The sequence below is a fragment of the Flavobacterium macacae genome, from assembly GCF_003865365.1.
Taxonomy (GTDB): Bacteria; Bacteroidota; Bacteroidia; order Flavobacteriales; family Flavobacteriaceae; genus Flavobacterium; species Flavobacterium macacae.
In genome coordinates this window covers 23,506-49,189 of record NZ_RQVR01000018.1, presented here as the reverse complement: position 1 = coordinate 49,189, position 25,684 = coordinate 23,506, and the positions used below count along the sequence as shown (strand labels likewise).

The following is a 25,684-nucleotide window of genomic DNA, read 5'->3' as shown; positions in this document are numbered from 1 at the left end:
GAAACGTTATTCCTTCAACAGCAGCTTTAGTTCCTGGTGTTTATTTTGCAACATTACAAAATGCTGCTTGTGAAAGCGAAACGAGATTGGCCATTACAGTTACAATCAGTACGCCTTCTACTCCAACAACTTTAGATACAACTCAAGATTTCTGCCAAAGTACGAATCCAACGGTTGCTAATTTACAAGTCAACGAAGCTAATGTGGTGTTCTATACTTCAGCGACTGGAGGAACTGCTTTAGCTCCAACAACTGCCTTGACAAACGGAGTGTATTATGCTTCAATTGTTGACGGAACTTGCGAAAGCACAACACGATTAGCGATTACAGTAACAATAACAAATCTTGCAACGCCGACTACAACTGACACGACGCAAGATTTCTGTCAAGCAGAAAGCCCTACGGTTGCTGATTTGCAACTAAATGAAACCAATACCGTAATTTATAACGTAGCAACTGGAGGTACATCGCTTCCGTTGACAACGGCTTTGACTGCAGGAACTTATTATGTTGCGTTAAGCGATGGAAATTGCGAAAGCACTGTTCGTCTAGCCATTACAGTTACTTTCCTAGCTGATGATTTAGCAGAGATTACCGGTGGTGGAACCGAATCTTGTTTCTCTCAACCAGCAACTTACACTACTCTTGCAGGAATGACGGATTATATTTGGGACGTAACTGGCGGTACCATTACAGCAGGCGGTCAATTAACAGACAATACTGTGACTGTAAACTGGGATACTATTGGAACAGGAAATATCAGTGTTTCCTTCACAAATGCAACGGGTTGTTCAGATGCTAATTTTGCAACTAGAGCTATTAATGTTACGGTTTGTTCAGACATTACAATCACTAAAGTCGTAGATAATTTTACGCCAAACATTGATGATAATGTCACATTTACAATAACAGTGACCAACGGCGGTCAAAGTAACTTTACTGATATTGTTGTGGACGAAGCCTTGCCTTCTGGATATCAATATGTTAGTTCAAACGCTTCTGTTGGAAATTATTCTCCAATTCTGGGAACTTGGAATATCCCAACATTAGCAAGTGGCCAATCTGCAATTCTAAATATAACTATGAAAGTATTAATCTCTGGAGATTATATGAACATTGCAACTATTGGAACATCAAATCCACCCGATTCAGATATTCTAAACAATGTTGCCTCAGCTTGGGTTGAACCAACTTGTTTGATTGTTTACAATGAATTCAGTCCGAATGACGATGGTGATAATGACTTTTTTAGAATTGACTGTATTGAAAATTATCCGAATAACACGCTTCAAATCCACAACAGATATGGTGTTGAAGTGTACCGAGCTCGTGCCTATCAAAATAACTGGGACGGAACTGCAAACGTAAATTCTCCGATCAATCAAGATAACAAGCTTCCAATCGGAACCTATTATTACATTCTTGACATGGGCGATGGTTCTGGAACCAAAACAGGATGGGTTTACTTAATTAGATAGTTAAAAGGAATTTCAATTTAAAATTTTAAGAGTATGAAAATCAATATATATAACAACTTAGCATTCCTTTTTCTATTTATTACCATTAAAAGTAATGCCCAACAAGATCCTGGATATACCCAATATATGTATAATCCAATGACTGTTAATTCCGCGTATGCTGGTTCCACAGGAAATTTAGAAGCTGTCCTAATTCACCGTTCGCAGTGGGTTGGAATTGAGGGAGCTCCTTCTACACAAGCATTTGCAATTCATAGTCCGTTAAGAAATGACAGAATCGGACTTGGTTTTTCAGCAGTAAATGACAATTTAGGGCCGTCGAATGAAATTTATTTAGACGGAAATTTCTCTTATACATTGCCATTAAGCTATGATGTGAAATTGGCGCTTGGTGTAAAAGCTGGAGCCAGAGTCTTAAATGTAGATTGGTCAAAAGGAAGATTTTATGATGGAACCGATGTTTTACTGAACACAAATATTGACAACAAAATAACACCTTCGGTGGGAGCCGGCGCTTACTTATATTCTGAAAATTGGTATTTCGGAGCTTCTGTTCCAAGTTTTATCAAAGGTGATTATTATGACGATATACAGCAATCGGTGAATATTGAACGACTACATTATTATATAATGGGAGGATATGTTTTTGATTTTTCTGATAATTTCAAGTTTAAACCGGCATTCTTGGCAAGAGGTGTAAATGGAGCTCCAATTTCTGTGGATGTTTCTGCCAACTTCTTGATTCAAGAAAAATTCACGCTGGGTGCAGGATATCGCTGGGATGATTCCGTGAGTGCTTTGGCAGGATTGCAAATCTCCAAAGACCTGTTTATTGGTTATTCTTATGATTATACTACCACAGACTTGAACAAATACAATGACGGTTCACACGAAATTGTGTTGCGCTTTCAGCTAAACAAAAAATCAAATCAAATCAAATCCCCTCGATTCTTCTAAAACCTACGTATATGAAAAAATTATTTATATTATGTTTTAGTTTTTGCATTACCATAGGTTTTGCACAAAACAAACTAAGCAAAGCCAACAAGCTCTTCAAAGAATATTCTTTTGTTGCAGCGGCAAAAGCGTATGAAGAATATCTTGAAAAAGAAAAATCTCCATCAACGCAAGCTTTAAAAAATGCTGGCGATTCTTATTATTTTATTGATGATATGAGAAATGCTTCAAAATGGTACCAGCGTCTTTATGACGTTCAAGGAACCAGTGTTGACGAAGAACATTTTTTGAGATATATTGAATCAACAAAAGCCATCTTAGATTATGATCGTGCTGATAAAGCAACTAAAGAATATTTGACCAAGCGCGGTGACCAAAAAAGGATTGCACATTATGCAACTCAAAAGCGCCAAATGGATAGCTTGTCAAAATCAAAGTCACTTTACACGGCATTTAATCTTCCGTCGAATTCAGATAAAGCCGATTTTGGAACTGCCTTTTTTGGAAATAAAATTGTTTATTCTTCCTCAAAAGATACGACTAAATTTAATCAAAAGCTTTACAACTGGAGTCAAGAACCATTTCTGACCTTGTATGTTTCAGAAAGAAATGTCGAAAATGGATCTTTTTTCAATGAACAAGTTTTTCTTCCAAATGTTCAGTCAAAATACCACGAATCTACCGTGGCTTTTAACAAAGACTTGACCAGAGTATATTACACTACAAATATCTTAAAGAAGAAAAAATTGGTCAATGATGAAGAAGGAACAAATAATTTCAGGATTGTTCGCGGAACCATTGAAGACTTAAAATTAGTGCATTCAGAAGATATTTTCTTTAATAGTCCAAAATATTCAGTAGGGCATCCTGCGGTGAGTCAAGACGGGAAATGGCTGTTTTTTGCTTCTGATATGCCAGGTGGTTATGGCGGTGCAGATTTATATGTAAGTTCAATTGCTGATGATGGCACGATTGGTACGCCAAAAAACTTGGGTCCTGAAATCAATACTGCGGCAAATGATATGTTTCCTTCATTTACAAACGGAAAGCTTTACTTTGCTTCTGACGGGCATTTTGGTTGGGGCGGTTTAGATATTTATGAAAGTACATTTTATGGCGATTTAAAATTTACCGAACCTCGAAATCTTGGCGCGCCAATTAATAGCAACAAAGATGATTTTGGATATATCGTTGATTCTTCGGATGATTTTGGCTATTTTTCTTCCAATAGATCTGGCGGAAAAGGTGGCGATGACATTTATTATTTCACGAAAGAAAAAGCACCTTGTGACCAATTTATTTCGGGAAGAGTCACTAATTCTAAATCGAATGCACCAATTGCCGACGCAAGCATAAAAGTTTTAAATGCATTTGGTGACAAAATTACGGAAGCGACAACGAAACCAGACGGAACCTATCGCGTAACAGTACCTTGTAATTTAAAGGTAAAAGTGGTGGCTTCAAAAGTAAATCACAGCCAGGATGAGGAGGAAGTTCAAACCAACAAAGTCAATGGTGATGAGCTAAAAAACATCAATTTTGAACTGAGTGCTTATGAAGATTTGATAGTAAAACAGGGAGAAGATGAAAAAATTGATATTAATCCGATTTTCTTTAATTATGATAAATCTGAAATTACGCCACAAGCAATCATTGAGCTTGACAAAGTAGCTTTTGCTATGAATAACTTTCCAAAATTGAAAATCAAAATTGAATCACACACTGATTCTAGAGGGAAAGATGATTATAATTTAAAACTTTCTGATGAAAGAGCAAAATCCACGCAGGCTTATTTAATTTCAAAAGGAATTGATGTAGCGCGAATCAAAAGCGCTATAGGATATGGTGAAACCCGACTAACTAATAAATGTGCAAACGGCGTAAAATGTTCAGAAGGAGAACATTTTGCCAACCGTCGTTCTGACTTTATTGTTATTGAAAAATAAGTTTTTTTTTAGATTAGGGTTCAATAAGGTCACTTTTTAAAACAAGTGGCCTTATTGTTTTTTGGGCATTATATAACTTTTACTATAAATTCTATAATATAATTAAGGTTTAAAAATACGAACTTTGATTATAGAAACCTTTAAAAACAAATATGTTATGAAAAGTGTAGTACCTAAATTATTCTTTGGAGCAGCAGTTATAATGATGAGTTCAATGATCTCTTGCAAAGATAAAGATGCAAACGATCCTGATGTAGACATGGACACAACAACCATAATTGTAGATCCGATAACTCCAGCTCCTGAAACCGGAATGCCGGACGACACTACGGGAATGTCAACTGATACAACCACAGTTACACCATAGTAAATAATCTAAAAAATCATTTTTTGATATAAGAAATTATGGAAAACAATCAAAATACAGATAACCCAAATTTTAATCTTGGTTCTGGAAACCAAATTGACTTGATGAGAATTTCGATGCCAGAATGGCTCCAGGAATTATTCAAAAAACCTTCAATTTGCTCTTTTCCAGATATTGATGAAACTATTATTGAAGGATATCCCCTTGATGATGAATTTTAAAATTTCTTGTATTCCAAAAAATAGTTACGCTTAAAAAAGCTATTATTTTAGGGATTATTTATTTTAAGAATCCCTGCTTTATAAATTTTTATTGAGCAGGGATTTTTTTCAAAAAAACTTTCAAATCAATAAACTAAAAAAAATGAGTACAAAAAAAATAATCATAGGAATCGCAGCCGGAGTCGTAGCTGGGGCTATTGCAAGATTAATTTTAAAAAAAACAGGCCATTGGGATTCTGTTTGCGACAAAGCTTCTGACTTAGAAGACAAATGGCGTCATAAAGGAAATAAAAAGAGAGAAAGTGAGTCTTTAAGCAATTTGCCAAAAGGTGAATCTAAAAATGTAAAAGAGCAATATTACAATTCTTCAAAGCTTAAAAACGCTTTATAACTTTTTGTGTATTAAAACTTAAACGGCTTATTACATTTAGTTTTAGGCCGTTTTTTATTTAACCCTTTTCGTATCGTTTTTTTAAAATCAAATTCTATGGACTATATTCAAATTTTAGGATTGGTGGCCGCATTTTTAACAACGGGCGCCAATTTACCTCAAACTTATAAGGTGATAAAAACGCGATCAACCAAAAGCCTTTCGGCTCTGAGCTTTTCAATGCTTTTTTTAGGAAGCATCACTTGGGTCATCTATGGGATCTATAGGAATGATATTCCGGTAATGATTGCAAATGGTCTAGCAGGATCACTTCACGGCATCATTTTATTTATGAAACTCACCGCAAAAAATACGAAATCATAATTATGTAAACTAAACCGCTAATGGTGTAATTTTTTTACTTATTAAAATCAAGAAATTTGCAAAGAAATCTAGACTATCAGTGAGGAATCAATTGGATTCTTGATTTCAAAACAACTCTGACAAACCATAAAAACAATTGGGAGAAACTGCTATGAATCCGAAATAAATTTGCTAGAGTCCATAAAAAACTGGAGCGCTATTTTGAATAATAAGTGCTCCTTTTTTTTTGTCTGAATTTAATTAGCTGAAAATCAAACACATTTATTTTATAAACAATTAGAGTCTTTATAAACTAAAATAGTGTATAATAATATACTCTAAAAAGTTGGAAAACTCAAACATTTTTTAATAAATTTATACCTCCTTAAACTCAATAAATTTATGAAACTTTATATTAAATATGATATCAATCAAGCGTGCAGAGTAATAATTCAAGAACAGCTTGAAAAATTCAATATAAAATACCAGCTTCTTGATTTGGGAGAAATTGAGTTTAAAGATGTAATTTCTAATGAGACTTATGCAGAGCTTAGAGATGCACTTGATCGTTATGGCATTGAACTGCTTGACAATCAAAAAAGTCAATTAATTCAAAGAATCAAAGACACCATTGTGGAAATGGTTTATGAAAAAGACAAACTTCCGACTTCTACTATATCTTCTTATTTATCAGATAAGTTAAATTTAAGCTACGGCTATATTTCAAATATTTTCTCTGAAAACACCTATACTTCGATTGAGAATTATATCATTATGCAGAAAATTGAACGGGCCAAAAAATTGATTATCGAAGACGGGCTCACACTAACAGAAGTTTCGTATAAATTAAACTACAGCAGTGTGGCACACTTATCTGGCCAATTTAAAAAAACAACTGGTTTAACCCCTTCAATGTTCAAAAGAATCGTTGACAAACGCCGTGGAAACATAAAGGAATAGGAATTTTGTTTATCTTTGATTTTTTAAAATTTAAAGCCATGATTAAAGAGGATCAAAAACCGGTACACATACTTTTAGCTGATGACGATGAAGACGATCGTAACTTTTTCAATGATGCCATAAATGACTTGAAAATTGCAAATAAATTGACTTTATTCAAAAACGGCAAAGATCTTATGGACTATCTTGAAAACCCTGATTCAATCTTGCCTGACATCCTGTTTTTAGATTTAAATATGCCTTGCAAAACAGGAAACGAATGTTTAAAAGAAATTCGCTTGAATCCTCGTTTTAAAAATATTTCAATTGCCATATATTCTACTTCCTCATCTGAAAAAGATATTGAAGAAACTTTTGTGGGTGGCGCAAACATCTATATCAAAAAACCAAACGATTTTTCAAAACTGAAGAAAGTTTTAAAAGAAGTAGTGAACTTAAATTGGCAATTCCATACTTCAAAATTAAACAAAGACACTTTCTTCTTCAGCATTTAAAGCTCAAGAATTTATGAAATTGAAAGATTTTTTCACTCCAACTTTGATTTACAGAATCGCACTTGGGGTTTCTTTTATATTGGTCATTGGTGTCTCAATTGTATTTCACATTCAAATGAGTAGCCTGAACAGGTCTGTCGATTTAATCTCAGATTCCAATAAAAAGCAATTTGATCTTGAAAAAATCACGTCTGAAATTATCCAAAGAGAGAACACGCTTCGCAGTTTTATCATCACCAAAGACAGTGCTTTTCTAGAAGATGATTTAAAAGTAAAAAGAAATATCTTTCAAGCGTTAAACGCTATCAAAGAAAAACTTCCCGAAGACTCTGAAGATTATGAACATATGGAAGTTTTAACTTCTTTAATTCAAAGCCGTTTTGATAATTTTGAAGAAATTCTGCTATTGGCGACTGCAGAAGACACCAATACAAAATTATTAAACTTAAAACTGACAGAAGGTTCTGAGAAGACAAAAGTGCTTCGAAACACCATTTACAGCCTCATTGACAAGGAAGTGAACAAATTAAAAATTCACAATATCAATCATCGTTATGATATTGAAACCTCAACAATAACTGCATTTTCGCTGACTATTTTTGTTTTGGTAATATTGCTTTTTTCACTTTCAAAAGTAAACACCGATTATCAACAAGCACAAAAATTAAACAAAGAGCTAAACTTTGCCAATCAAATTGCTGATAATGCCGAAAAAGTGGCAGGAATAAGCCATTGGAAAATAAATGTAAAAACAGGAAAATATTTTTATTCTGATAACTTTTTCAGAATTATGGGACTTGAACCTTCTTCACAAATTGTCGGTCCAGAACATTTCACACCTTTCATCCACCCTGAGGATGTTGATGAAATTTTGAAAATTCACGAGGAGTCAATGGCCAATAAAACGGCATCTTCTTATATATACCGAATTATCAGGCCTAATGGCGAAATAAGATACATCAGTTCCACTGGCGACTTTACGAATAATACCAAAGGAGAATTGGTTAAAATAGGCGTGAGTATTGACATTACTGAAGAATATGTAAGCAAACTTGCATTGGAAGAAAAAAACATATCATTGGTTGCCATCAATGCTGAACTAGAATCTTTTAACCAAATTGTAAGTCACGATTTGCAAGAACCTTTGCGAAAAATTCAGATGTTTATTTCAAGAATTGATGATACAGAATCTGCTACTATTTCTAAAAAAGGGCAAGATTACTTTGAAAAAATCAGGACTTCAGCCAACAGGATGCAAAATTTGATGATTGACCTGGTCAACTATTCCCGAACAATTAAAGAAAATAAAGTTTTTGTAAAAACCAATTTAAATGACGTTTTAAGTGACGTTACGCAAGAATTGGCCTTAAATATTGAAGAAAAAAAGGCAAAAGTAAAAATTGGGAAACTCCCGAAAATAAATATTATTGAATTTCAAATTCACCAGCTTTTTGTGAACTTGATTTCAAATTCATTGAAGTACAGTAAAGAAGGTGTTACTCCAATTATAAAGATTTCTTTAGAAAAAATTGATTTTGAAGACCGTTTCAACGACTTGGTTTTCAAAGAAAAAAAATTCTACAAAATCGTGGTTTCTGATAACGGAATTGGTTTCAAACAAGAATTCTCTGAAAAAATATTTATGCTTTTCAGACGTCTTGAAACCGAAATGGATTACAACGGAACCGGTCTTGGACTTGCCATTTGCAAAAAAATCGTAGAAAACCACAATGGTTTCATTAAAGCCGACGGCATTCCCGGAACCGGTGCGGTTTTCACGATTTACTTACCTAAATAAAATTATTATTGCTCTAAAGGTTTTCCTGCTTCTGACCAAGAATCAGTACCGCCGTCAAGTTCGATGATGCTTTCGAATCCGTGGTTTTGCAAGATTTCAACAGCTTCAGCGCTTCTTCCGCCTGCTTTGCAATACACATAAACCGGTTCTTTTTTGTCTAATTTATCAATTTGAGTTCCGAAATCTTGCTCATACAAGTGTACGTTTTTAGCATTTTTCAAATGACCTTGCTTAAATTCTTTTGGCGTTCGAACATCAATTAATTGCACATTTCCAGAAGCCACTTTCGCTTGAAAAGCTTCCGGAGAAACCAATTGCGCTTTTCTATCTTGCGCTTGGCACGAAGCAAAAACAAACACCAACATTAATAAAGAATATATCTTTTTCATAATTTTAAAAATTGTATTGTAAATAAAAATGCAGTAATCAAGTTCCAAATAGAAACAATTTAGAAAGTTGATTCCTGCATTTAAAAGTCTTGTATTTATTGTACTTCAACCGGCCCGTCCCATTCAGACATACCGCCAAGCAAATTGTGCGTTGTTGCAAAACCCAGCTCATTCATTACGCTACACGCCTTTGCGCTTCGCATTCCGGCTTGGCAATACACATAATAATTTTTGGTTTTATCTAATTCTTCCACTTCATAAATAAATCCTTGGCCTTTATAAATATCAATATTTTTGGCACCTGGAATAAATCCGCGGTTAAATTCATCTTCTGTTCTAACGTCAACGATTACAGCATTTTCATCTTCCTGTAATTGCGACCACCATTGTTCTTTTGTCAAATTCATCTTAAATTTTTGTAAAAGTATTATGCTTTAATTGAACATCCAATAGCTTTTGTTTCTTTTACCGAAACTTCTTTGTTTTTCAACAACGCATCCACTGCATTCTGGACATATTTTTGCTTAACAGCCGTTTCATCGCCATAATTATCGTCAATGGCACCAATGTATTTTACTACATTTCCTTTTGGAGTTTTCTGTAAAACATATACGTGAGGTGTTTTTGTAGCACCATATTGTGGATACACTTTTTGTCCTTCGTCAAGCAAATAAGGGAAAGTAAATCCTTTTTCTTTTGCTTTCACTTTCATCAAATCAAAACTATCCTCTTTTTGTTTTTCTGGATTATTCGGATTGATTGCGATTACAGGATACCCTAATTTCTTGTATTTTTTGTCTAAAGCCACAATTCTGTCTTCATAAGCTTGCGCATACGGACAATGGTTGCAAGTAAAAATTACGATGTAGCCTTTGGCATCCTTGAAATCTTTTAAAGCTACTTTTTTGCTATCGATGTTTTTTAAGCTGAAATCCGTAGCGATGTCCCCTACTTTATAACCAGCTACAGTTGTTTTATACGTAAATGCACTTGCCAAACCAGCAAGCAAAACGAATGCGAAAATTTTAATTGTTGTTTTCATATTGATTTATTAGATATTTGGATTATTAGACTTCTTAGATTGTTAGACTTTAAGATAAAAAAAATTAAACTTAGAAAATTAGAACCTTAAAAACTTTCTTTATAAAAACTTGTTTACTTCTGCTTCTAATTCTTCATAAGTAAACGCTTTTTCATAAAATTGGCGTTTCTCTTTTTTGTAAATTACGGTAGCCGGAATCGCTCCTGACCAAGTTGGATCTACTTTATTAATCCACGAATTAGCATCGGGATCGTTTAATAAAACCACCTCTGATTTTAAATTATTATTTTTGATAAAAGGCAGTAACTTACTTTCAGCCATCTTTGGAAAATCAATGCTGACTAACAAAACTTTTACTTTTTTATCTTTATAGGTAGCATTCAGTTTTTCAAAGTGAGGCAATTCTTCTACACAAGGAACACACCAAGTTGCCCAAAAATTGACAACATAAGTGGTATCATTATCCTTTTTCAAAAAATGTTCCAAACCTGAAAAAGTATAAGAATTGACAGAAACATTTCCTTCTGTATAGGTTTTCAAAGGTCTTGGCGCTGGATTTTCTTCTTTTTTGTTACAGGAAACTAGTAAAATGATGGCAAAAAGGGATAAAAAGTTCTTCATAATAAAAATTAATTTTCTTTTAAAGTCAATAAAATTAAGCTTTCTAATCCTTTGGTAACTCAATTAACAAAACTTTAATACACACTTGTATATACAACTGATAAAATGTACTACATTTGTACATACAAATTTTGTAAATGCAATTATGAAAATAGAAGAAATTATCAAGACGACATCGCCATTGGCAATCGAGAAGAGAACAATTCTCAACATAATGTATACCCAAAACCTTATAGGAGAAAAACTCAATGAAGTGTTGAAAAGCTATGATTTATCACCAGAACAATTTAACGTTTTGAGAATATTGAAAGGCCAACACGGTAAGCCAGCGAACATGTGCGTTATTCAAGAACGGATGATTGCAAAAACCAGTAATACTACACGACTAGTGGACAAACTATTACTTAAAGAGCTGGTTACCCGAGAAATTTGTCCAGATAATCGTCGAAAAATGGAAATTGCAATTACAGAAAAAGGACTGGCTTTATTAAACGAAGTCAATCCAAAAGTCGATGCACACGAAGCCCTTTTTACCCAAAATCTGACAGTTGCAGAATTAGAACAGCTGAACAACCTACTAGAAAAATTTAGAACAATTTAATTACCGAAAAATGAGCAATTTATTAGAAAGCCTTAACTGGAGATATGCGACAAAAAAATACGACGCCTCGAAAAAAATCTCTCCAGAAGATTTAGAAACATTAAAAGAAGCGACAAAACTGAGCGTTTCCTCAATGGGATTACAACCTTTTAAAGTAATCATCATTGAAAATCCCGAATTAAGAGCGAAATTAGCTCCTTCGGGCTACAATCAATCCGGAATTACAGAAGCTTCACAACTTTTTGTTTTTGCAGTAGAGAACAATGTAGGTGCAAGACAAATTGAAGCGTACATGAAAAACATCAGCGAAACTAGAGAAATTCCCGTGGAAAGCCTGCAAGGTTTTAGTGATATGATTTTAGGTTCCATAGCCGGACTAGACCAAGAAGGAAGAAACAATTGGTCAATTAAACAAGCGTATTTGGCTTTGTCAACCTTGATCAACACGGCCGCAGTATTGAAAATTGACGCTACGCCAATGGAAGGTTTCAATGCACAGCAATTTGACGAAATCCTTGGATTAGAAAAACAAGGGCTGACAACTGCAGTTATTGCTTCGGTTGGATACCGACACGAAGAAGATGCAACACAGCATTATAAAAAAGTGAGAAAATCAAACGAAGAATTCTTTATCAATTTATAAATAAACCTCAATTAATTACAACAAAATGAAAAATTTAAAAACAATTGCAATCGCTCTTTTAGTAGCAGTATCTTTCTCAGCTAACGCTCAAGAGAAAAAAATCAACGTTCAAAAAAGTAATATCAGCTGGGTTGGCAAGAAAGTAACGGGACAGCACTCAGGAAATATTGCATTTCAAGACGGAACTTTAATCTTCAAAAAAAATGAATTAGTTGGTGGTAATTTTACTGTTGACATGAATTCGATCACAGTTACAGACCTTAAAGCAGGTGAAGGAAAAGAAAAATTAGAAGGCCATTTAAAAGCTGATGATTTCTTTGGAACAGCTAAATTTCCTACTGCCAAATTAGTTATCAAAACTATTGGAAAACAATCTAACAACATTTATGCAGTAACTGCTGACCTTACTATAAAAGGAATTACAAATTCTGTAAAATTTAAAATCACCGTTAACAAAGACACTGCAACTGCTGCATTAACAGTAGACAGAACTAAATTTGATGTAAAATATGGTTCAGGAAGCATCTTTGACGGTCTTGGAGACAAAGCGATCGATGACAATTTTGAATTGGCTATCGACTTGAAATTCTAATTTCTACATCCTTAATTTCCCTGAAAATCCCTGCTAATTTAGTTTAGCAGGGATTTTTTTTATTGCAACACGTCCTATTCAGCACCTATTTTAATGCTGGATTATCTTCTTTTTTTAGTTTTATGCATAATGTCAGAATGCCTTTTTGGTGCAAAACGCATCATTGAAAACCAAGAAAAAACTATTTTTAAATCTAAAAAAAAGTTTTTTCCAACGCGTTTTTTAAGTTAAAAATGCAGTGAAAAAACACTTCTCACAGCAGTCAAAAACACTTGTTTATCAATAGTGATTTGGACTATTTGTGCATCAAAAAACATCCCTTTTTTAATCCAGAAACAACATACTATTCAAATTAACAAAACCAAAAATCAAATCATTTGACTTCATCTGATTTGTAATAACAGGTTTATTTAGGCCTTAAACAAAGCATTAACGCAATAGTAAATACGAGATTCTAATAGATGCTATTTACAAAATTGTTAACTATTATTTGTTTCAATCTTAAGAAATACCCTATTCAAAACATCAAAAAAAGTCAATAAAAAACCATTTCCAAAAACAATAAATTTAGAATTTCAGGCAAAAAAAGAAGCACTTTTTAGCCTAAAAATAAACGCTTTTTTATGGCTTTACTATATTTTTTATACGTAGATTTAAACTTCAAATCTTCCATTTTAATCTAAAAATAAAAAATTTTCTTTCTAATTTCGTTACTTTTAAAATTTCAAAAACCTTACTTAAAGCTTTGCTTTAATACAAATCAATAGTTTAGTTAATTTTATACAATTTGTTGGATAACAAATATTTAATATATTACGATAGATTTTAACTATGCAAGATTTGAAATCTTTTTTTGTTAATTTAATGTTAAACAAAAATTAAACAATCGTTTGATTTAAACAAGTGTTTAACTTTGTGCTTTATTAAACACAATGAATTATAATGAACGAATTTAACGAAAAGCAAACTGAGATCCTTCACGTCGCTGAAGCTCTTTTTGCACAGAAGGGATTCGACGGAACTTCGATTAGAGAGATTGCAAAAAAAGCAAAAATCAATATTGCAATGGTCTCCTACTATTTTGGTTCAAAAGAAAAATTATTAGAATCATTAATACTCTTTCGTACTTCTGATTTAAAAATGCAACTGGAAAATCTTTTCACTGAAGAGTTGTCGCCAATGAAAAAAATTGACAAACTTATTGAGCTTTACATCAACCGCCTGATCAAAAATAAGTGCATGTACCAAATTCTGCATTTTGAGTTTTCTTCAAAAAAAAGGGTAATGGATTTCAAGGTTTTTACAGACATGAAAAAAGACAATTTGAGGTCATTAAAAAAAATTATTGCCGAAGGCCAAGAACAAGGCGTTTTTGCAAAAGATATTAATGTCCAGCTTTTGCCTCCCACCATCATGGGAACCTTTTTTCATTTTCAGATGAACCGATTTTATTATGAAGAAATTTTTGATTTTAAGAATGAAGAAGATTTTGACAACTACATAAAAACAGACTTGACAAATCACATTAAGAAAACAATTAAAGCCCTTTTAGTTTATGAAAACTAATTCCCTATTTTTAGGAATGCTTTTGATGCTGGGTTTCACCCAAGGCCGCGCTCAAGAAAAAAAGCAACTGACATTATCAGAAGCCATTTCACTGGCAACCACACAAAGCAATCAAGCCACATTGGCGGATACTAAAATCGCAACTTCACAATATGAGGTGCAAACTGTAAAAAACAACCGCTACCCCAGCCTGAAACTTTCTGGCCAATTCCAGCGATTGACTGGCGCAGAAATCAATTCAAAATTAGGAAGCTCCACTCCTGCTGACGGATCTGAACCTGCAACCGCTTCTCCAAAAGTGGATCAGCTGATTATAGGCCAGGCGAGCTTGTCGCTTCCTGTTTTTTCTGGATTTAAAATCAAAAACAACATCAAGGCTTCTGAAAACAGGCACCGGGCTGCAGTTTTTAATGCCAAAAGCACAAAAGAGCAATTGGCAATGAACACGATTGTTCTTTATGTGAATCTGTACAAAGCACAGCAATCGGTTGTTTTGATCCAAGATAACCTGAAAGCATCGCAACAGCGCGTGAAAGATTTTACGGCTATGGAAGAAAACGGATTGATTGCAAGGAATGATTTGCTTAAATCGCAATTGCAGTCGTCAAACATCCAACTTACTTTAGAAGAGGCCAAAAAAAATGTTTCGACAATCAATTATCAATTGGTAAATCTTTTGAAACTGAACGAAGGAACGCAAATTGTTCCAGAAGAAGGCGTTTTTCAAAATTCCTTGGCAGAAAGAGGTTCGTTTAATGCAAATGACGCTCTTGCCAGCCGAAGCGATTTAGAGTCTTTAAAATGGATGCAAAAAGCTTCAGAAACAAATATTAAGGTTGCTGAAGGAAATTATTATCCTTCTGTGAATTTATTGGGCGGTTATGCCGCTTTAAATTTAAAAAATGCGTTGGAAGTAAATAACGCGATGAATTTTGGCGTTGGCGTTTCCTACGACCTTTCTTCAATTTTCAAAAACGGAAAAGATGTGAAATTAGCACGCAGCATCGCTTCTGAAACCAAACAATCTGCCGATATCTTGACAGACCAAATCAAAATTGAAGTGCAAGAAGCGCAAGAAAATTATACGCTATCGCAAAAACAATACAAAGTTTATCAAGAAGCCGTTACGCAAGCTGGCGAAAATTATAGAATCGTAAAAGACAAATATGATAACGGACTTTCAGATACAAATGATTTATTGGAAGCTGACATTCAAGACTTGCAAGCCAAATTAAATGAAGCTTTTTCAAAAGCTGACATCGCGCAAAGCTATTATCAATTGCTACACGCATCCGGAAAATTAACTGACTCATTCAACCTTACCTCTAAAAACTAATTTCTTTCAAAATGGAAAATACAGAAAAGAAAGCAACAAATACTAAATTCAAGTACATCCTTGGAGCCCTTGTCATCATCGGCGTAATCTATGGCATTTACAAATATGTGCACTCCTTGGCGCACGAAACTACGGATGACGCGCAAATTGAAAAAAATATGAACCCGATTATTCCAAGAGTTACGGGCTATGTGACCAAAGTTTTTGTAAAAGACAACGACTTTGTTAAAAAAGGCGACACACTTTTCATGATCGAAGACAAAGATTACCAAGTAAAAGTGGAAGAGGCAAATGCTGCTTTAATCGCTGCTCAAGGAAATCTTGAAGTTTCTAAAGCAGACATCAGCGGCGCCCAGGCCAATATTTCAGTGTCAGAAGCGAATTTCTCTTCTGCTGGTGGCAACATCAAAAGTGCAAAAATTAGAGCTAACAGAGCTAATAATGACTTTGTCCGCTATCAAAATTTATACAAAAACAAATCAATTACCAAACAGCAATTTGAGCAGGCCGAAGCCACAAAGCTAGAAGCGGACAACGAAGTGAAAATTTTGCAGCAGCAGCAAAAAGCAAGCAACTACCAAAAAAGCATTGCCGCATCGCGCTCCAATGTTTCAAGCAAACAGACAGAAGTTGCCGCTGCAAATATCAAAAGAGCACAAGCCATCTTAGACGCTGCCAAATTGAATTTAGGATACACGGTGGTAACGGCTTCAATCGACGGCCAGGTTTCAAAAATCAATATCCAGCCAGGTCAATTGGTTGCTCCAGGACAATCTTTGTTTTACATCATCAATAATGCAGAAGCTTGGGTTATAGCTAATTTCAAAGAAACGCAATTGAGCAAAATGGTGATCGGTCAAAAAGTAGGAATCCACGTTGATGCTTATCCTGATTATGAATTTCAAGGTACAATCACATCTTTTTCTCCTGCAACAGGAGCCCGTTTTTCACTTCTTCCGCCTGATAACGCAACCGGAAACTTTGTAAAAACAATTCAAAGGCTTCCTGTAAAAATTAGTTTGGATAAAGAAAATGACGCCAAAAAGATGGAAAACCTTCGTCCGGGAATGAACGTTGACGTTGATGTTCATTTGAAATAATTTATAGTTGCAACCTACAGTATTTCTCAATACTCACTTCTAGCATCTCAATAGTAAAAAATTAAAAATGGAAGCAACTTCAGGAGAAGACAGTTTAGTTGAATACGGCTTCAGAAGGGTGATCATCACGATTACGGCAGTACTTTGTGCTTTGCTGGAAATCGTCGATACCACCATCGTGAACGTCGCTTTAACTGACATGCGAGGAAGTCTTGGCGCCACATTAACGGATGTCGCCTGGGTAATCACCGCTTACGCAATTGCCAATGTAATCGTGATTCCGATGACGAGCTGGCTTTCGCAGCAATTTGGCCGAAGAAATTATTTTGCCGTATCAATCGTCATATTTACCGTTTCCTCTTTTTTATGCGGAAATGCCACAAATATCTGGGAACTGGTCGCGTTCCGATTTGTGCAAGGACTCGGCGGTGGCGCATTATTAGTAACTGCGCAAACCATTATTACCGAAAGTTATCCGATTGCAAAACGTGGAATGGCGCAGGCAATTTATGGTCTGGGCGTTATCGTGGGACCAACCTTAGGACCGCCTTTGGGAGGTTATTTGGTTGAAAATTATTCTTGGCCTTATATTTTTTATATCAATATTCCTTTGGGCATTATCGCCACATTTTTGACCATTACGTATGTGAAAAGTCCGAAATACGGAGAAAAGCTAAAAGCCAATCAAGTCGATTGGTGGGGAATTCTTCTTTTGGCGGCATTCATCGGTTCCTTGCAATTCGTTTTAGAACACGGCCAGCAAGACGATTGGTTTGATAACAATTTGATTGTAACTTTAAGCATAGTCACTGTTTTTGGCTTGGTTTTATTTATTTGGAGAGAACTCACCTACAAACATCCTATCGTGAATCTAAAGGTTCTAAAAGATGGAAACCTCCGAATCGGAACCATCATGTGTTTCATCCTTGGTTTCGGATTGTATGGTTCCACTCTAATTTTGCCGATTTACACGCAGTCTGTTTTAGGATGGACCGCTTTAGATGCCGGATTATTGCTGATTCCAGGTTCAATTACAACTGCCCTGATGATGCCAATTATTGGCAACCTGTTGCAAAAAGGCGTGCCGCAAGGATACATGGTTGGATTAGGATTTTTTATCTTTTTCATATTCACTTTCTGGATGCACAACGTGATTACGCCAGATACTGGAACCGAACATATGTTTTGGCCGTTGATTTTAAGAGGAATTGGTTTGGGATTGCTTTTCGTTCCGATTACCACTTTATCGCTTTCCACCTTAAAAGGAAAACATATTGGCGAAGGCGCCGCTTTTACCGGAATGATGCGCCAATTGGGAGGTTCTTTTGGTATCGCCATTATCACCACTTTCATCACGCGATTCAGCCAAGAGCACCGCGTAAATTTGGTTTCAAATTTAAGCATGGATAAATTAGAAGTGCAAAACCGAGTACAGCAATTGCAGCAAGGATTTATGTCAAAAGGATTTTCGGCAAGCGAAGCACTCGGAAAAGCCTACCAAGTTTTAGATATATCGGTAATGAAACAAGCGACCGTTTTATCGTATATGGATATTTTCATGTACTTGGGAATAATGTTCTTATGCTGTATTCCGATTATATTTTTCATCAAACGTGGAAAAAATAAAATCAATCCCGCAGATGCGATGCACTAAAAACAGAGCTTTGCCTAAAGAACAAATCAAATTATAATGGAAAAGAAACATAACAAATACCGAATTACTTTAGAACATTTGCATTCGCCAAAAGATTTAGGCTTAAACGAAACCATTGATTTTGAATTTGAAAACCACGATGAAATTTTTTCAATTATCGAAAGAATCCAAGAAAGCAATCCGTTTGAAAAAGAAAATCAAGCTACAGAATTTGCTGTCGGTTTAAAATTGTTCAGCGAAGTACTGCTCAAAAACAGAGACAACGAATTGCTTGAAGAATTTTTACCCCAATTTGGAGCTTTTATGAAAAAATTAAAAGCCAGTTTGAAAACCTAACACAACCTGAAACTTTCATTCCGAGGAATAAGGAATCTTCGCATTGCACTCTGCATTGCAAAGATTCCTCCTTCGTCGGACTCGAGGAGATATTCGAACCTGCGAAGCAATGAGAAAATCTTTGATTATACAATTAGAACCTCTCAATTATCTTGTAAAAACCAACGAATTCCCTTTTGATAAATTAGCATCAAATTGATATCCTTCATAATCAAAGCCTTGTAAATCTTCAATTGTTTCGGCATTGGTATCGATAATGTAGCGCACCATCATTCCCCTTGCCTTCTTGGCAAAAAAGCTGATAATCTTTAGTTTTCCGTCTTTGTAATCTTTAAATTCTGGAGTGATTACCGGAACTTTTAATGCTTTTACATCTACTGCATCAAAATATTCATTGCTTGCCAAATTGATAAAAAGTTCATCTTTTGTCAATTCTGAATTTAATTCTTTGGTAATTTTTGCTTTCCAAAATTCATACAGATTTTTGTTTTTTCCAATCGGAAGCTTCGTTCCCATTTCAAGACGATACGGCTGTATCAAATCCATCGGTCTTAATAAACCATACAATCCTGATAAAATGCGAAGTTTGTCTTGCAATTCGTCTACTTTTTCAAGAGGCAAAGTATACGCATCCAAACCGGTGTAAACATCTCCATTAAAAGCATAAATCGCTTGGCGGGCATTTTCTGGTGTAAAAGGTATTGCCCATTGTTGATTTCTTTCCCAATTTAAATCGGCCAATTTCTCAGAAATCGACATTAATTCTGAAAGTTGCTTTGGCTTCAGCTTTTTCAAAACGTTGTGGACCGTGTTTGATTCTTTTAAAAATTTAGATTCTGTATATTTTTTAGAAGGAAGTGCTGTTTCGAAATCAAGCGATTTTGCAGGAGATAGTACGATTTTCATGGTATCAATTTTGAATTCAAAAATACGAAATGAAATTACAATTCAAACCACCAAATTAACAAGAAAAACTATAGAATTATAAATGAAATCTATTAACAACAAGAGTAACACGGTCACGACTAGTGTTCAAAAACTTTTAATTATATTTGTCTAAACTCAAAAAAAAACCGCGACTTTGTATTCTCAAATCAACGAAAGCATCAGCAGATATGTTTCTTTTTCTAAAGAAGAGTTAGATATTTTCAATTCATTAGTTGAATATAAAAAAGTACCCAAAAAAACCATGATGCTTCACGAAGGCGAAATGTGCAATTTCGAAGCATTTGTGATTAAAGGTTGCGTCAGAAAATATTATATTGACACGAACGGCTTCGAAGTTATTTTGCAATTTGCGATTGAAAACGCTTGGTTAAGCGACATTTCATTCAGTATTTATGAAACAAGGCCCTCGCAAGTTTACATTGAAACTTTAGAAGATTGCGAGTTTTTCACGTTTACGCCAGAATCAAAAGAAGCCCTTTTTGAAAAAGCGCCTCGCTTTGAAAGAGCCTACCGCATTTTAATGCAACGCAATTTAGCAGTAACCCAAAACCGATTGTTCCACAATATTTCGCAAACGGCTACCGAAAAATATTTAGAGTTTTTAGAATCATATCCAACGATTCCGCAAAGAGTTGCACAACACTACATCGCTTCTTATTTGGGAATTTCTGCAGAATTTTTAAGCAAAGTGAGAACCAAATTGGCAAAACAATAGTTTTTACCGCCGATTCTCAGATATTTTCCTATACCTCTACTCTTGAAGTTTTGATGCAACAGCTTCTTTCATCGCATTACTCCATACTGAAATCTGAAATCTAACTTCTACATTCATTTCTTGTCCTAGTTCAATGCCCATGTTTTATTTCTGTCCGAAATTTGTATTATCAAATAAGAACAAAAATGGAACGCAAAGATTTTATAAAAAAGGGGTTAATGGGAACCGGAATGTGTATTACTTCTGCAACCATTAGCGATGTGATGAAAAACGAAACTGACAAAATCACGCCATTAGAGCCTATCGGATACAATCATTTACCCAACCCAAATTCACTAATTATGGAAAATACAATTTTGCACAAAGCAAACACGCGCGGTCACGCCAATCATGGCTGGCTAGAATCATTTCACACTTTTAGTTTTGCCAATTATCATAATCCTGACAGAATGAATTTTGGGGTTTTGAGAGTTTTAAACGATGATAAAGTCGATGGCGGAATGGGTTTTGGAAAACATCCGCACGATAATATGGAAATTATCTCTATTCCGCTAGAAGGCGATTTAGAACATCAAGACAGTATGGGAAATACGGCGGTTATCAAAAAAGGCGACATTCAAGTGATGAGTGCCGGAACCGGAATTTTTCATAGCGAAAGCAATAAAAACAAAGACCAACTGACGAAGTTTCTTCAAATTTGGGTGTACCCAAATAAAAAGAACGTAACGCCACGATACGATCAAATTACGTTAAACGAAAGCGATCGCCACAACAACTTGCAACAAATTATTTCTCCGAATCCAGACGATGCTGGGGTTTGGATTCATCAAGATGCGTGGTTTCACATGGGAAAATTTGAAAAAGATTTTACAACTTCGTATGATTTGAAAAAACCAGGAAACGGAATTTATGCTTTCGTCTTAAAAGGAGATTTTAAAATCGGAAATGTAGATTTGAACCAAAGAGACGGTTTGGGAATTTGGAACGTAGGTAATATCCAAATTCAAGCCCTGTCTGAAAATTCAGAAATTCTTTTGATGGAAGTCCCAATGGCTTTGTAATCAAAAAGTTGTAAATTAGAAAATTATAAAAACAAACGCAAAGCGAGAAATTTCAGGAACTTTGCCTCTTAATAACTTAGAAACTTTTAAACTAAAAAATTATGGCTACAACAAAATGGGCAATTGACCCAGCGCACTCAGAAATTGGATTTAAAGTAAAACACATGATGTTTACAAACGTTTCTGGAAACTTCGAAAAATTTGATGCTTCCATTGAAACGGAAGGCGATGATTTTTCAACTGCAAAATTTGATTTCTCAGGAGAAACAAGTTCGATCACTACAGGAAATGCCGATCGTGACAATCACTTGAAAAGTGCTGATTTTTTTGACGCAGAACAATTTCCAAAGTTAACTTTCAAATCAACTTCTTTTGATAAAATCAGTGAAGGTGAGTACAAATTAACCGGAGATTTATCGCTTCACGGAGTGACAAAACAAGTAAAATTAGACGTTGAATTTGGCGGACTGGCAAAAGATCCATGGGGAAATACAAAAACCGGACTTTCTGCAACAGGAAAAATCAACCGTAAAGACTGGGGATTGAACTGGAACTCTGCTCTTGAAACAGGCGGTGTTTTAGTGGGAGAAGAAGTAAAATTGAATATCGAATTGCAGTTTATTCAAGGATAAATTTTTTTAAAAAATTTCAGAGTTCCAGAGTTTAATTTGAGACTTTGAAACTTAAAAGAAAAAAAAATGCTAAACATTCTCTACATCGGAAGACATCCAGAAATTCTTGAAACGGTCGTCAGATTGCTTAATGCAAATGAAGATTGGTTTGGAGCTGGAGCTGAAACTGACGAAACTGCTCAGGATTTATTTGAAAAAATAAATTTTAGAATCGTACTTCTGGGCTGTGGAATTGAAGAAGAAAGTGAAAAAAAACTTTGTAAATTCTTTCAAGAAACAAATCCAGATTGCAGGATCATCCAGCATTATGGTGGCGGAAGCGGTTTGCTTAAAAACGAGATCCTTCACGCTCTAGAGAATTAAGTAATTTTAAAACTCAGCATAAAAAAGCCCAGTTTTCTTAAAAACTGGGCTTTTTTCGATTACATAAAACTGCTAATTTTCGTTTAGCTCTTCATAATCTTCATCATCCGTTGAAATAGACTTATTTTGGTCTTCGTCTAAATCTAAATTGTCTTCCAAAAGATAATCGTCTTGGCTGAACGCATCAGAATTTCTGCTGTTGCCGCCATTTTCATCAAATTTATTAGAGTTGGTTCTGCCGCCTTTATCAGATTCTAAGCTGAAATCATTCTCTTTCGTGTATTGAACGCCAGGTTGCTCCATCGCCAGATATTTGTCGGTATTATCGTTTTGATAATCGTCGTTATCTTCGCCTTCCGCGGGAACTGCCTTGATGTCACCGTTGCTTTTTAAATCTTTTGCAGTAGCATTGTCAGCATTAATGTCAGGCTGTTTTTCGTTTCTTTTAGCATTTTCATTTTCCATAGCACTATATTTTAATCTTTAGAACAAAAGCATCGAGTTGATGTCATTGCTTTTAAGCAGTTCTAAATTGGTTTTTAAAAGATTTTTTAACTGGAGATTTTTGTCTTTTACTTTTTTCTTAATCGATTCTTTTTTACTGAAAAGTTCTTCAGACAACGATTTAGGAGTGCTGTACTCTTCCCCTTTTCCAGAAGTAATTTTGGTTTCCATAACTGTAGTATTTTAGGTTGATTGGTTTTTGTCTTTTTCTTATACTACAAGTTACGGAAATATGTTGAATTATGCTTAAGCTAAATATTAAATTATTGCAAAAAGAAACCCATTAAATTCTTACATTGCAAAACAAGCGTAAAATTTCACAAAACATTGCTATGTACAAATTCTTGCTTTTTTTACTTGTTGGATTTTCAATGAATGCACAGTCGGTTTACAAAACGCCTTCTGGTAAAAAATTTCACAAGCACAATTGCCGAATGGTAAAAAACGTTTCACAAAAAATAGATGAAACTGATGCTTATAATTTAGGACTGGAACCTTGCAAAATATGCAAGCCCTCCAATACAAACGCCCTTTTTTCTAATTCAAAAAAAGCAAAAGGAATTGCTTCAACAGTACAATGCAACGGAAAGACTAAAAAAGGAAACCGATGCAAACGTAGGACAAGCATTGCAAATGGCTATTGTTTTCAGCATAATCCTATTTAATTTTTTTTTTCCTGCACAAGTTCCATAAATCTTTCTGAAAACGAACATCGACAGCCTTACAGCCCCGATAGCGACTTTGTTTGAGCGAGTGCTGATGCGGTTAAGCAACAGCACAGCGAGTGCCATCCAGCAGGAATTGCGTTTAAAAAAATGCCTAAAGCTTGGCTTCAAAAAAAAGATTGTTTCGTTGCTCGCAATATCAAAAAAAAAAAAAAACTCCTTGATTTCTCAAGGAGCTGTTTGCTAATTTTCTTCTTCCTCAGTGGTGTGAGAATTAGAATAAGAACGCCATTTCAAGATACATTCTTTCATATCTTCGGGAAGTTCGGTGTCAAAACTCATAAACTCTTTGGTCGTTGGATGAACGAAACCTAACGTCTTGGCGTGAAGCGCCTGTCTTGGCAAAACTTTGAAACAATTGTCAATAAACTGTTTGTATTTTGTGAAGGTTGTTCCTTTTAAAATCAGGTTTCCGCCATAACGTTCGTCGTTAAAAAGCGTGTGTCCGATTGATTTCAAATGCACGCGAATTTGGTGTGTTCTTCCGGTTTCTAATTTGCAAGAAACCAGCGTCACGTATCCAAAACGCTCGAGAACTTTGTAATGCGTCACGGCGTGTTTTCCTTCGCCGTCAGGCACCACTGCCATTTGCATTCGGTCTTTGGCATGTCGCGCAATATCTCCTGTTATTGTTCCTTCTTCTTCGGCTACATTTCCCCAAACAAGGGCAATATATTCTCTTTCTGACGTTTTTTCTTCAAATTGTTTGGCCAAGAAAGTCATTGCAAATTCTGTTTTTGCAACCACCAAAAGTCCTGAGGTATCTTTATCGATTCGGTGGACCAATCCGGGTCTTTCACTGCTGTTTAACGGCAAATTCTCGAAGTGGAAAGCCAATGCGTTTACTAAGGTTCCGGTGTAATTTCCATGTCCTGGATGAACGACCAAACCGGCCGGCTTGTTGATTACCAAAAGCGCATCGTCCTCAAAAACAATATCCAGCGGAATGTCTTCGGCCAAAATCAAATTTTCAAACGGCGGATGCGACAACATAATGCGAACTACGTCAAAAGCTTTCACTTTGTAATTTGACTTTACGGCCACATCGTTCACGATAATATTTCCGGCTTCAGCGGCCTGTTGTATTTTATTTCGGGTAGCATTTTCTACCAAGTTCATTAAAAACTTGTCCACACGCAAGGGCATCTGCCCTTTTGTCGCTTCAAATTTAAAATGCTCATATAATTCTTCGTCTAACGTTTCGTCAGCAACTGGATTTTCTATCATTCTGCGTTTTCTGTTTCTGTTTGTGTACCATTTTCATTTTGCGTAGAATCGACTTCTTCCTCGAATGCTACTTTTCCATCTCCTAAAACCAAATCAATCACAGAAGATTTTTTCAATTTGTCGCCGGCTTTTAATTTTTTTCCGCCAGATGACATCTCAAGAACCATATCTTTTCCTAAATAAGGCTTGTATGTTTTTTTGCCAATTTCAAAACCAAGTGCTTTTAAGGTTGGTTCTGCCTGGCGCAAAGTTTTTTCGATCAAATCTGGAACGGTTACATCTCCAAATCCGTTAGAATTTACTTTGATATAAATTTTTCTACCATCTTTCACTTTCGCTCCTGGAAGCGGGTCTTGCTTTACCACTGAATATTTTGGAAAATCAGCATTATAATCAACCGTATCAAGCAAAACATACTCTAAATTAAGTTCGTCTAATTTGCTTCCGACTTGTTCTTCTGTTAATTTTCGAAGGTCTGGAACTGTGATTTCGTTTCCGTGGTCAGTCGCAAAACTCAAATATTGCAAAACTGCAAAAACGATAGCAATTACGATAACCAACGCCAACGCCAATCGCTTGAAAAAAGATTTACTTGTAAGATATTGTCCTAAAGTCATAAAAAATGTATTTGGTGCAAAGATATAAAAATCCTAAAGGTTTTTAGTTTCAATAATT

At 35.1% G+C, this 25,684-nt stretch carries 32 protein-coding genes; 23 read left to right on the top strand and 9 right to left on the bottom strand.

Annotated features, from left to right (window positions below; translation table 11 throughout):
- The 10 genes from EG849_RS13490 to EG849_RS13450 form a co-directional block, all read left to right on the top strand.
- Positions 1 to 1,478, top strand: a 1,478-nt coding sequence (locus tag EG849_RS13490) for a T9SS type B sorting domain-containing protein (RefSeq protein WP_125013631.1), incomplete at its 5' end; no start/stop codon positions are given.
- Between the two features lie 33 nt (positions 1,479 to 1,511).
- Positions 1,512 to 2,435 (top strand): PorP/SprF family type IX secretion system membrane protein, encoded by a 924-nt coding sequence (locus EG849_RS13485; protein WP_125013629.1) that lies wholly within the window; start codon positions 1,512 to 1,514, stop codon positions 2,433 to 2,435.
- An 11-nt stretch (positions 2,436 to 2,446) separates the two neighbouring features.
- Complete coding sequence (locus tag EG849_RS13480; RefSeq protein ID WP_125013627.1) at positions 2,447 to 4,381, top strand: OmpA family protein; 1,935 nt, start codon at positions 2,447 to 2,449, stop codon at positions 4,379 to 4,381.
- A 205-nt stretch (positions 4,382 to 4,586) separates the two neighbouring features.
- Positions 4,587 to 4,748, top strand: a complete 162-nt coding sequence (locus tag EG849_RS15645; RefSeq protein WP_158611954.1) for a hypothetical protein — start codon at positions 4,587 to 4,589, stop codon at positions 4,746 to 4,748.
- Positions 4,749 to 4,786: 38 nt separating this feature from the next.
- A complete protein-coding gene (locus tag EG849_RS13475) occupies positions 4,787 to 4,969 on the top strand; it encodes a hypothetical protein (protein WP_125013624.1) in 183 nt (60 codons plus the stop codon).
- A 142-nt stretch (positions 4,970 to 5,111) separates the two neighbouring features.
- Entirely contained in the window at positions 5,112 to 5,360 is a 249-nt protein-coding gene (locus EG849_RS13470) for a hypothetical protein (RefSeq protein ID WP_125013622.1), read from the top strand.
- A 96-nt stretch (positions 5,361 to 5,456) separates the two neighbouring features.
- Entirely contained in the window at positions 5,457 to 5,723 is a 267-nt protein-coding gene (locus EG849_RS13465; RefSeq protein ID WP_125013620.1) for a SemiSWEET family sugar transporter, read from the top strand.
- Positions 5,724 to 6,104: 381 nt separating this feature from the next.
- Complete coding sequence (locus tag EG849_RS13460) at positions 6,105 to 6,662, top strand: helix-turn-helix domain-containing protein (RefSeq protein WP_125013618.1); 558 nt, start codon at positions 6,105 to 6,107, stop codon at positions 6,660 to 6,662.
- Positions 6,663 to 6,700: 38 nt separating this feature from the next.
- Positions 6,701 to 7,156, top strand: coding sequence for a response regulator (locus EG849_RS13455; protein ID WP_125013617.1), 456 nt, complete (start codon positions 6,701 to 6,703; stop codon positions 7,154 to 7,156).
- Between the two features lie 13 nt (positions 7,157 to 7,169).
- Positions 7,170 to 8,954: a sensor histidine kinase gene (locus EG849_RS13450; RefSeq protein ID WP_125013616.1), complete on the top strand. Its 1,785-nt coding sequence runs from the start codon at positions 7,170 to 7,172 to the stop codon at positions 8,952 to 8,954.
- Between the two features lie 5 nt (positions 8,955 to 8,959).
- Here the strand turns inward: EG849_RS13450 and EG849_RS13445 are convergent, their stop codons facing one another.
- From EG849_RS13445 to EG849_RS13430, 4 genes are all read right to left on the bottom strand, one after another.
- Entirely contained in the window at positions 8,960 to 9,343 is a 384-nt protein-coding gene (locus EG849_RS13445) for a rhodanese-like domain-containing protein (RefSeq protein WP_125013615.1), read from the bottom strand.
- Between the two features lie 95 nt (positions 9,344 to 9,438).
- Positions 9,439 to 9,750: a rhodanese-like domain-containing protein gene (locus EG849_RS13440; protein WP_125013614.1), complete on the bottom strand. Its 312-nt coding sequence runs from the start codon at positions 9,748 to 9,750 to the stop codon at positions 9,439 to 9,441.
- A 20-nt stretch (positions 9,751 to 9,770) separates the two neighbouring features.
- Entirely contained in the window at positions 9,771 to 10,385 is a 615-nt protein-coding gene (locus EG849_RS13435) for a thioredoxin family protein (RefSeq protein WP_125013613.1), read from the bottom strand.
- A gap of 99 nt (positions 10,386 to 10,484) precedes the next feature.
- A complete protein-coding gene (locus EG849_RS13430) occupies positions 10,485 to 11,006 on the bottom strand; it encodes a TlpA family protein disulfide reductase (RefSeq protein ID WP_125013612.1) in 522 nt (173 codons plus the stop codon).
- A gap of 145 nt (positions 11,007 to 11,151) precedes the next feature.
- Between EG849_RS13430 and EG849_RS13425 the strand changes: the two genes are divergently transcribed.
- The 8 genes from EG849_RS13425 (at position 11,152) to EG849_RS13390 (ending at position 18,834) form a co-directional block, all read left to right on the top strand.
- Positions 11,152 to 11,607 carry a MarR family winged helix-turn-helix transcriptional regulator gene (locus EG849_RS13425; RefSeq protein ID WP_125013611.1) on the top strand — a complete coding sequence of 152 codons (456 nt, stop codon included), beginning with the start codon at positions 11,152 to 11,154 and terminating at the stop codon, positions 11,605 to 11,607.
- 10 nt (positions 11,608 to 11,617) lie between these two features.
- Positions 11,618 to 12,250 carry an NAD(P)H-dependent oxidoreductase gene (locus EG849_RS13420; protein WP_125013610.1) on the top strand — a complete coding sequence of 211 codons (633 nt, stop codon included), beginning with the start codon at positions 11,618 to 11,620 and terminating at the stop codon, positions 12,248 to 12,250.
- A gap of 25 nt (positions 12,251 to 12,275) precedes the next feature.
- On the top strand, positions 12,276 to 12,842 hold the full coding sequence (locus EG849_RS13415) for a YceI family protein (RefSeq protein ID WP_125013609.1): 567 nt from the start codon (positions 12,276 to 12,278) through the stop codon (positions 12,840 to 12,842).
- A 942-nt stretch (positions 12,843 to 13,784) separates the two neighbouring features.
- A complete protein-coding gene (locus tag EG849_RS13410; protein WP_125013608.1) occupies positions 13,785 to 14,408 on the top strand; it encodes a TetR/AcrR family transcriptional regulator in 624 nt (207 codons plus the stop codon).
- Positions 14,398 to 15,744: a TolC family protein gene (locus EG849_RS13405; RefSeq protein ID WP_125013607.1), complete on the top strand. Its 1,347-nt coding sequence runs from the start codon at positions 14,398 to 14,400 to the stop codon at positions 15,742 to 15,744. The genes EG849_RS13410 and EG849_RS13405 overlap by 11 nt, the downstream gene beginning before the upstream one ends.
- Positions 15,745 to 15,755: 11 nt before the next feature.
- The gene (locus EG849_RS13400) at positions 15,756 to 16,844 is read left to right on the top strand and encodes an HlyD family secretion protein (RefSeq protein ID WP_125013606.1); all 1,089 of its coding nucleotides are present in this window, start codon (positions 15,756 to 15,758) and stop codon (positions 16,842 to 16,844) included.
- 67 nt (positions 16,845 to 16,911) lie between these two features.
- Positions 16,912 to 18,498, top strand: a complete 1,587-nt coding sequence (locus tag EG849_RS13395) for a DHA2 family efflux MFS transporter permease subunit (RefSeq protein ID WP_125013605.1) — start codon at positions 16,912 to 16,914, stop codon at positions 18,496 to 18,498.
- Positions 18,499 to 18,534: 36 nt separating this feature from the next.
- Positions 18,535 to 18,834, top strand: coding sequence for a DUF3861 domain-containing protein (locus tag EG849_RS13390; protein WP_125013604.1), 300 nt, complete (start codon positions 18,535 to 18,537; stop codon positions 18,832 to 18,834).
- Positions 18,835 to 18,981: 147 nt separating this feature from the next.
- Here the strand turns inward: EG849_RS13390 and yaaA are convergent, their stop codons facing one another.
- Positions 18,982 to 19,740: a peroxide stress protein YaaA gene (gene yaaA, locus EG849_RS13385; RefSeq protein ID WP_125013603.1), complete on the bottom strand. Its 759-nt coding sequence runs from the start codon at positions 19,738 to 19,740 to the stop codon at positions 18,982 to 18,984.
- A gap of 175 nt (positions 19,741 to 19,915) precedes the next feature.
- Between yaaA and EG849_RS13380 the strand changes: the two genes are divergently transcribed.
- The 4 genes from EG849_RS13380 (at position 19,916) to EG849_RS13365 (ending at position 22,553) form a co-directional block, all read left to right on the top strand.
- A complete protein-coding gene (locus EG849_RS13380) occupies positions 19,916 to 20,497 on the top strand; it encodes a Crp/Fnr family transcriptional regulator (RefSeq protein ID WP_125013602.1) in 582 nt (193 codons plus the stop codon).
- A gap of 341 nt (positions 20,498 to 20,838) precedes the next feature.
- Positions 20,839 to 21,558: a pirin family protein gene (locus EG849_RS13375; protein WP_199732310.1), complete on the top strand. Its 720-nt coding sequence runs from the start codon at positions 20,839 to 20,841 to the stop codon at positions 21,556 to 21,558.
- 101 nt (positions 21,559 to 21,659) lie between these two features.
- Entirely contained in the window at positions 21,660 to 22,190 is a 531-nt protein-coding gene (locus tag EG849_RS13370; protein WP_125013600.1) for a YceI family protein, read from the top strand.
- A gap of 66 nt (positions 22,191 to 22,256) precedes the next feature.
- The gene (locus tag EG849_RS13365; protein ID WP_125013599.1) at positions 22,257 to 22,553 is read left to right on the top strand and encodes a hypothetical protein; all 297 of its coding nucleotides are present in this window, start codon (positions 22,257 to 22,259) and stop codon (positions 22,551 to 22,553) included.
- Positions 22,554 to 22,625: 72 nt separating this feature from the next.
- Here EG849_RS13365 and EG849_RS13360 read toward each other — a convergent pair whose 3' ends face one another.
- Together EG849_RS13360 and EG849_RS13355 are read right to left on the bottom strand one after the other, a co-directional pair.
- Positions 22,626 to 23,018 (bottom strand): hypothetical protein, encoded by a 393-nt coding sequence (locus EG849_RS13360; protein WP_125013598.1) that lies wholly within the window; start codon positions 23,016 to 23,018, stop codon positions 22,626 to 22,628.
- A gap of 18 nt (positions 23,019 to 23,036) precedes the next feature.
- On the bottom strand, positions 23,037 to 23,228 hold the full coding sequence (locus EG849_RS13355; RefSeq protein WP_125013597.1) for a hypothetical protein: 192 nt from the start codon (positions 23,226 to 23,228) through the stop codon (positions 23,037 to 23,039).
- 161 nt (positions 23,229 to 23,389) lie between these two features.
- Between EG849_RS13355 and EG849_RS13350 the strand changes: the two genes are divergently transcribed.
- A complete protein-coding gene (locus EG849_RS13350) occupies positions 23,390 to 23,722 on the top strand; it encodes a hypothetical protein (protein ID WP_125013596.1) in 333 nt (110 codons plus the stop codon).
- A gap of 243 nt (positions 23,723 to 23,965) precedes the next feature.
- Here the strand turns inward: EG849_RS13350 and EG849_RS13345 are convergent, their stop codons facing one another.
- Together EG849_RS13345 and EG849_RS13340 are read right to left on the bottom strand one after the other, a co-directional pair.
- Entirely contained in the window at positions 23,966 to 25,009 is a 1,044-nt protein-coding gene (locus tag EG849_RS13345) for an RluA family pseudouridine synthase (RefSeq protein WP_125013595.1), read from the bottom strand.
- The gene (locus tag EG849_RS13340) at positions 25,006 to 25,626 is read right to left on the bottom strand and encodes a PASTA domain-containing protein (protein ID WP_125013594.1); all 621 of its coding nucleotides are present in this window, start codon (positions 25,624 to 25,626) and stop codon (positions 25,006 to 25,008) included. The genes EG849_RS13345 and EG849_RS13340 overlap by 4 nt, the downstream gene beginning before the upstream one ends.
- Positions 25,627 to 25,684 lie beyond the last annotated feature (58 nt).